Consider the following 7113-nt stretch of genomic DNA (forward strand, 5'->3'; position numbering starts at 1 on the left):
TCGCGGCCGGCGTCCTTTACTCACACTGGCAACTTCGTTGCTGACCACTATGGCGTCGCTAACCCGGCGCCAACGCCTCCTCCGACAAGTGCCCCCACGAAGTAATCAATGATTTGGAAGGTCTGAATGCGCGGCTATCATCCGTCGCCGCAACCGCACGATGGTTGGTCTCCGCCTGGAAAGGTGATTGCCCGCTTCGGGTCAAAATGCGAAGAACTCAGTGCGAGCATATATCTTCCGCTTCGCCCTCGAACTCGGACATTGCCCGTTGCAGTCGGCATGTCTCAAACGGGCCAGAACCGGATCTCATACGCCCTTCTATGAAGAGAGCGATGCGACATTCAGGAGTTGGGCCCGATGCTCCTGAGCATGGCCTTGTCCCGCTGTGGCGTGGCGCGGTTTCGTGCCTGCTCACGGATCGCGAGATGCGAGGTACGCGACAATCGCGAGAAGGTCCTGCTCGTCGAGATTGGCTACAATTTGGGCCATTAACGGGCTCCATTCTCCCGTTCGAGCGCCATGCTGGAAGTCATAGAGCTGCCGGAACATGTAGCTCGGTGAACGACCAGCAATGCTTGGCAGCGGTCCAAGCCCTTTCAGGTCCGCGCCATGGCACAACGCGCATTGGATCGTTTTGCCCGACCCACCTTTCATGACTAGCGCCTCGCCTTTGGCGAGGCTCCCGATTGGTGCATACGCTGTGAAGGTCGATCGAGGGTCGCGGCTTTCGAAGCGGAGCAGATCGTCGGGGATCTCCACGATCCGCGCTCCGATCGGCTCGCGCTCGCTGGTTTCCACCGCCGCCCAAAGCAGACCCGCCACATAGGTCTTTGGCGCGGTGTCGCTCTCGACCACCTTGATGCGTTTGCGCGGCTGCAAGGCCGAAAAGTAGGCTGCCGCGGCTTCGATTTCGGCGTCAGTGATCGGCTTGGAAAGCTCGATCATTAGCTTTGGCGGAATTCGCTCGGGGAGGGCTGTACTACGCGCCCCGCTCTTGTAGTCGGCCATTTGCTGGATGATGTAGCTCTTCGGCAGCCCTGCAAGGTCCGCGTTTTCCGGACCACCAGGCCCGGTGGCGCGGTGACAAAATCCGCATGCGAACACACCGGGTTTGCGGCCGTTCGCGACGATGTCCGGCAGCGCGCCGTGATCGCTGGGGTGCCAAATGGGCGCAACAAAACGATCACGCAACTGGCTCCAGGTATAGCCGGCCGTGCTCTCTGGCACGCGAACTGGCTTTCCGTCATCGACGGGAGGCTTGTAGTCGGGATTGTTCGGCGTATAGGCCCAAGCGGGAGGACCGTCTGCGGCGGTTGCCATCCGTATCGCGAGTAAGCCACAAACGATCACAGACGAGAGCAGCGCGGGAACAATCCTCATTTTCAGTTCCCCGAGTGTCCGGGCCGGCAGCTATGGGGAGCTTGCCTCACCCATGAACTCCGGGCAAGCCATTCAGCTGCGACGTTTTGATCTCGACGTTGCTGTGAAGCCCCGCCGGGTTCGACGTGACCGGGGTCATTCATGACGAAAAATCGGTACCGTTTACTACCCCCTATTCGGTCAAGCACGACACCAAGTATGTCTGAGTTGGGAAAGCCGATATCAGCCCAACTCGTTGTTATGCCCCCAATGGGGCCACAACCGGGGCTTTGCTTGTTTACTCAATGACCGTATCGGCAATCGCGACGAGCGCAGGAGGTACGGAAAGCCCCAGCTGCTTTGCTGTCTTGATATTAATGGACAACTCGAATTTGGTGACTTGGTAGATCGGGATGTCGCCGGGCTTTGCTCCTCGGAGAATTGCGTCGATATTATTGGCGACGCGCTTATTCAATTCGATCAGGTCGAACGAATAGGCCATTAAGCCCCCGGCCTCGACGGATTCGGTAAACGAAAAAATCGCCGGAAGCTTCACGTCGCTGAGCAACTTGGCGATCAAAGTGCTGTTTTGAAAGGTTTCAGGCGAAGGGAGGACCATGACCGCATTTGCACCGTCGCGGGAGATGCTCTCGATGGCCGCCCGATAGTCTGCTTCGCTGGCACCAAATTCCACTAAAGACACCCGGAGAGCGAGGCTTGCCGCTTCGGCCGCTGCGCGAATTGCGGGGCCTGCGGTTGGCCCATTCCAGTACGCTCGAAGAGCGAGACACCCAAGTATCGAGATCGTCGGAACCATCTCGCGCAACAGTGCAATTCGCTTTCCATGAATGGATAGACCAGCGTCGATGCTGGCTCCCGTGAAATTGCCGCCTGGGTGAGCCAGACTTTCGGCGAGCCCTTGCTTAACGGGGTCGGAAGTGGTCACTACAACCGGAATACGCGATGTTAGCTTTTTGAAGATGACGGCGTCAGCGCCAATGACGTAGATGATTGCCGGGTTGCCCCGAACGACTTCCGTCGCCAGGGCTTCGAGGCCGGACGTGTTCTGCTCTCGGCCGTAACGTTCGACCTCGAGGTTTTGTCCCTCTATCTGCCCCAACCGCCGAAGCTCAGCGAATAAGGCTCGCCAAGCTTTGGTTTTGCTATGCTCACGCAAGTCCGCGCTTGGCTCTGCTGGGCTGAAAATAGCAAGGCGCTTGCGATTGGGGATCTGCTGTGCGCCCGCAGCGAGCGGCCATACGACCGCCGCACCGCCAACAAGAAGACTGATGAAATCGCGCCGTCTCATGCAACCCTCCAAGGAGGCTCAGGACCACGCTAAATTCAGTTGGAAGCATACCACATCGCGGCATGGGAGTCGGGGTATTGGAGGCGCAAGATGTCGCGCGCGGCAATCCGCTGTTCTGCGTTGCGCCATGACCGCTAACGGTCAATCGCGTCGGTTTGGTTCTCCCGAGACGACTTCCGGTCAGCCCCAGTGAGCGGACATCTTTAGCTACCCCTCGCCAGGTCTCAAACGGGCCAACAGGCGACATAGTCCACAAATAGAGGAAGCCGCCAACTGAGGCAGCCTTACCGTCTATGTCGTGTTGTAGGCCGGTTTGCATATTCCAAGACTATGCGGTCGAGCGCGGCCCTGCCGGCGCCGTGGGCCTCTTCCTGTGAGGCATAGGATTCATGCGACGCTTTGATCAGACGCTTGCCGACATGAATCTCCCAGACCCAAGGTTTCGGAGGTGGAAATCTGTGACGTAGCTTTATTCGCACCTTCGTTGGACCTTGGCCTGAGCGTCACTATCCGTCGCGCTCCTTGCCATAGCTCTATGGCGTGACCATCCACTAGCTGCTCGGCGTGGCGAAGCGCGTCTTCGTCATTGTCGCAAACAACATCAACGCGATTGGAAATGTGGCCATCGTCACCGATGACGTAAGCCTAGTATCCGAGTGGCATGACCGGCCTACTTCGGCGGCTGTAAACCGGCGGAGCGCAGCCAGTCGCTAATGTGCGAGCCGGTTTCGGCTTGCCGCACCCTGCGGAGGGCGGCCTCGCGTACAGGTCCATGAGGGAGCAATTCGGCTTCTTCGCGGAGGCGTCTCACTTCTTCGGCGAGCCGTTCTTCAAGGGATATGGTTTGTTTGAAACGACGCCGCTCAAACATGGCGCGGCTCCTTTCCATGCGAGGAAGGCGGGAGCGCAACGGGCGTTCTCATCACCGATAAAAGCCACGGTCCGGACGGTGATGGTTCCCAACGTGTCAGCAACTGAAGGGTTGCTAAAAGATGCCAAGCACGGTCCAACGATATGACAGTACGACTGCATCTAATTCGGATGTTTCGGAGCTTCTTGACGCTCTCCCGCTAGACTGTTCGCGCGAACTCATCATCCTCTTTGGGCGGGGCTCTCTTGTTTTCCGACCTAGGAAGGTATCGGGGATCGGAGTTTTAAGTATCTCCCTAGCTTTCGCGGCGATCTCGCGCATGAATTCGTTTTGCTTCGCGATCCGGGAAGACTGTTCGTGGACGTGATCAATGGGGATGTTATCCGCCATTGGGCTTTCCTCCGCTATGCAGGCGGGAGCCCAATCGGTCTCTCAGCCACCGACGCCTCGGGCAGAGCCTCGGCCGGTGATGTCGGTAAACTACCACAGCTCGTTGTTACAACTCCCAACTCAATGTAGTGCGATGGTCGTTCCGGAAGTCTGTTGTGGGTCAAACCGAGAAGTCCAGGCCCCCATAAAGGGAACGTCCGCTTTTCCCTCAACACCAGACATGGTCAGCCGTTACTGTCGGATCTGAACAGGGCCACAAATAGACACTGGCTCAGTGGCCAAGCGCCAGCTAACATAAATCCAGGCGCGGCATGCAAGCTAGGTCAGCTTTCCAATGGTGATATGCGAGTCGGTCATCTACAGCGGCCGACGTCACACGAAGTGTTTGAGTTGGCCGACAGAATCTGGAGAAACTCATGGATTTTTCCTCTCATGACACACGAGGATGCCAAACAGTTTCAGCAGCGGCCGGGTATGATGAATGGTCTAAATTCTATGACGCCACAGTCAGCGAGCAATTGGACTTGCCGCTTCTGGAAAAATCTCTCAGCCTGAAGAGTGCAACGTTTCGCGATGCGTTTGACCTCGGCTGCGGCACCGGGAGGATTGGCTGCTGGCTTAAGCAGCGGCTCATCGAGAGCATCGACGGCATCGATCTAAGCGAACTAATGCTGGAGCAAGCCTCCCGCAAGGGTTGCTATCGAGCATTGAAACTAGCCGACATGTTGTTGACTGGTCTTCCCAGTGCTTCTTACGACTTGATCATAAACTCGATGGCGGTAGAGCATGTGGAAGATTTAAAAGTGTACTATGCCGAAAGTAGTCGACTTCTCAAAGCCGATGGTCTTCTCGTCACAATCGGCTTTCATCAATATTTTCTGTTGAGTGGTATTCCAACCCACTTCGATCGCCGTGACGGCAGCCAAGTCGCAATTTGAAACTACATTCATCTCTTCAGCGATCACTTTACCGCCGCAACCGCCAACGACTTCACGTTGTCTGAGGTCGAAGAAGCCGTCGTTGATAGGTCCTGGATCGCGGACCGGCCTGCTTGGCGGCACCATGTAAACAAGCCAGTTTCGTACATGCTCGTCTGGCGAAAAATAGCGACTCCTGGAACGTCGACTAGCAAAGAAGCTTGATTCAGGACTGTGCGGCTAGTCCGGTTTGGGTCAATCGCGTCGGTTTGGTCCTCCCGGGACGACTTCCGGTCAGCCCCAGTGAGCGGACATCTTTGGTACCCCTCGCCAAGTCTCAAACGGGCCAAAACCGGAAGTGGAATGGTTTTCGATACATCTAGGGCGATTGATCTTAGGCCTGTACCAAGCGACAGTATGGACATGGAGATGCAGTGTCCGAACTGGAAAAGTCATTCTTGGCTTCCCTATTGTTGGGCCATCTTGATATTTTCTTGTTCGCGGGTGGTGGTCGCGCTCGGGCTGGTATTCTCTCAAAAATATCTGGCCATCGGGAGGGCCGATGTCTGGTCTGCGGGACCGATCTGGTACCACCAATTGTTACAATGGGACTCGGAATGGTATTTCAAGATCGTCACAGAAGGCTATCGGTATAACGGTGATCCGACTATTCAACAGAATATCGTGTTTTACCCGCTGTATCCCATGCTCGCACGGGGCCTGACAACGATTAGCGGCCTCACGCCTGCGGATGCTTTGCTGTTGGTATCGAATGTCGCAGGATTGTTTGCTATCGTCGTTCTTTTCAAGCTGGTTCGCGAGGAATCTGGTGATCAACTCGCTCTCGCCGCCATCGCGCTGTTCAGCTTTTTTCCGGCGTCGGTTTTGCTATCGGCCGGGTATACCGAATCCTTAGCACTGCTTCTAATCGTTTCGTTTTTTCTTGTTTTAAAACGAAAACATTATTTGTCGGCAGCGCTGCTCGCAGGCTTGGCACTTACCGACCGATCAACGGGCATTGTATTATTGCCGGTCCTCCTCTGGGAGATGTGGCGCAATCGCAATGAGAAGCCATTCCTTGTTGCCCTCTTGCCATGCATCCTTCTCGCGACATCGGGTATCTGGCTGTTCATGATTTATCTCTGGAGCTCTTTCGGGGCTCCGTTTGCATTTTCAGATGGGCAGACGGCTTTCCATCAAGGAACGACCTTGGCTACACGATTGATTGCAGCACTCAAATTTGAACCCTTCACCCGAATGATGCTCAATGACTGGAATCCATGGGGGCAAGCCAGCTGGTTTACATTGTTGTTCCTTGTCCTGATTGTTGTGGGTTGGTCTCGACTGCCCTCAACTTGGACAGTGTTTGCCATGGGTGTGCTGTTGTTGCCATATCTAACACTCAGCGGTGGGCCAGCAGGCTTCGTCTCAATGAGCCGATTTAATCTCCTCTCATTTCCACTTTTTGTAGTGCTGGCTGATTTGGGATTGCGAGCGAAGTGGCTTTTTGCAGGAGTGATAGGATTTTTCGGTGCGTCTTTGCTCATGAACGCCGCCCTGTTTGCTCGGAGAATTTGGATCGGTTGATCGCTACAAGGCGCTCACGGCGACATCTCCCTAGCCGCAGCGACCAGTTTCACACTGCGTACCCCGCAATAGATCGTTCAGATCTAACGTCCGCTCCGGGTCACAAGCGGCGGTCGAGGCACACATGCCCGCGCTTCCGGTCCACCGCCGATAGCCGACATTGCAATAGCCTCAGCCTTGTTCGGCTAAGGGCCGATTGTGTTGCAAAAGTCGAAAGTTGCAGGGCTCAAGATTTTTCGCGAAAACACTAAGCAGCGAGCGATCGCTGATTCGTATGACCTCAATCGCGTTGCCGAAGTCGCCTGTGAATTTTGCGTGAGGCCGTGAGGTCCCTCGCATCTTGTATGCGAAAGTCGCGCCCACGGCCCGCAGAATTTTGGTCATCGGCGAAAATCGACTTCTGCAACAATATCGGCCAATAGAGGAAGTCGTGGGCCATCCACGACCGGTAGGTGTTCGCTGATAAGATCAGCGGTCCTTACGACGCGCGCGGTCGTTCAGGCCTTCGACGTCCGGCAATATGCGTGTGACGAGCGCTTCGATTCCTGCTGCGTTTGGGTGTATGCCGTCCGACAGTTTGAGTTGAGCATCGTCTACAAACGCATCGTCGAAAGCCGGATAGAACAGCGCATTGTGTTCACTGGCTAGGCTAGAAAACATCGCGGCAAATGCGCTCTTGT

General features: G+C 55.8%; 5 protein-coding genes and 1 pseudogene. 3 read left to right on the forward strand and 3 right to left on the reverse strand.

Annotated features, from left to right (window positions below; genetic code table 11):
* Positions 1-411: 411 nt before the first annotated feature.
* Positions 412-1380 carry a c-type cytochrome gene (locus ABIB99_RS44215; RefSeq protein ID WP_225005377.1) on the reverse strand — a complete coding sequence of 323 codons (969 nt, stop codon included), beginning with the start codon at positions 1378-1380 and terminating at the stop codon, positions 412-414.
* 277 nt (positions 1381-1657) lie between these two features.
* A complete protein-coding gene (locus ABIB99_RS44220) occupies positions 1658-2668 on the reverse strand; it encodes an ABC transporter substrate-binding protein (protein WP_247345241.1) in 1011 nt (336 codons plus the stop codon).
* Positions 2669-3440: 772 nt separating this feature from the next.
* Here ABIB99_RS44220 and ABIB99_RS44225 point away from each other — a divergent pair.
* The 3 genes from ABIB99_RS44225 (at position 3441) to ABIB99_RS44235 (ending at position 6433) form a co-directional block, all read left to right on the forward strand.
* On the forward strand, positions 3441-3686 hold the full coding sequence (locus ABIB99_RS44225) for a hypothetical protein (protein WP_354182255.1): 246 nt from the start codon (positions 3441-3443) through the stop codon (positions 3684-3686).
* 659 nt (positions 3687-4345) lie between these two features.
* Positions 4346-4867, forward strand: coding sequence for a class I SAM-dependent DNA methyltransferase (locus ABIB99_RS44230; RefSeq protein ID WP_354182257.1), 522 nt, complete (start codon positions 4346-4348; stop codon positions 4865-4867).
* A gap of 342 nt (positions 4868-5209) precedes the next feature.
* Entirely contained in the window at positions 5210-6433 is a 1224-nt protein-coding gene (locus ABIB99_RS44235) for a mannosyltransferase family protein (protein ID WP_354182259.1), read from the forward strand.
* Between the two features lie 468 nt (positions 6434-6901).
* Here ABIB99_RS44235 and ABIB99_RS44240 read toward each other — a convergent pair.
* A pseudogene (locus tag ABIB99_RS44240) lies at positions 6902-7113 on the reverse strand (GDSL-type esterase/lipase family protein); the annotation flags it as partial.

Origin of the sequence: Bradyrhizobium sp. LA6.1 (genome assembly GCF_040547805.1) — a bacterium.
Lineage (GTDB): Bacteria > Pseudomonadota > Alphaproteobacteria > Rhizobiales > Xanthobacteraceae > Bradyrhizobium > Bradyrhizobium barranii.

Coding starts and splice junctions, on each gene's coding strand:
- ABIB99_RS44215 (WP_225005377.1), bottom strand. CDS start 1,380: ATGAGGATTGTTCCCGCGCTGCTCTCGTCTGTGATCGTTTGTGGCTTA.
- ABIB99_RS44220 (WP_247345241.1), bottom strand. CDS start 2,668: ATGAGACGGCGCGATTTCATCAGTCTTCTTGTTGGCGGTGCGGCGGTC.
- ABIB99_RS44225 (WP_354182255.1), top strand. CDS start 3,441: ATGAGGGAGCAATTCGGCTTCTTCGCGGAGGCGTCTCACTTCTTCGGC.
- ABIB99_RS44230 (WP_354182257.1), top strand. CDS start 4,346: ATGGATTTTTCCTCTCATGACACACGAGGATGCCAAACAGTTTCAGCA.
- ABIB99_RS44235 (WP_354182259.1), top strand. CDS start 5,210: ATGGTTTTCGATACATCTAGGGCGATTGATCTTAGGCCTGTACCAAGC.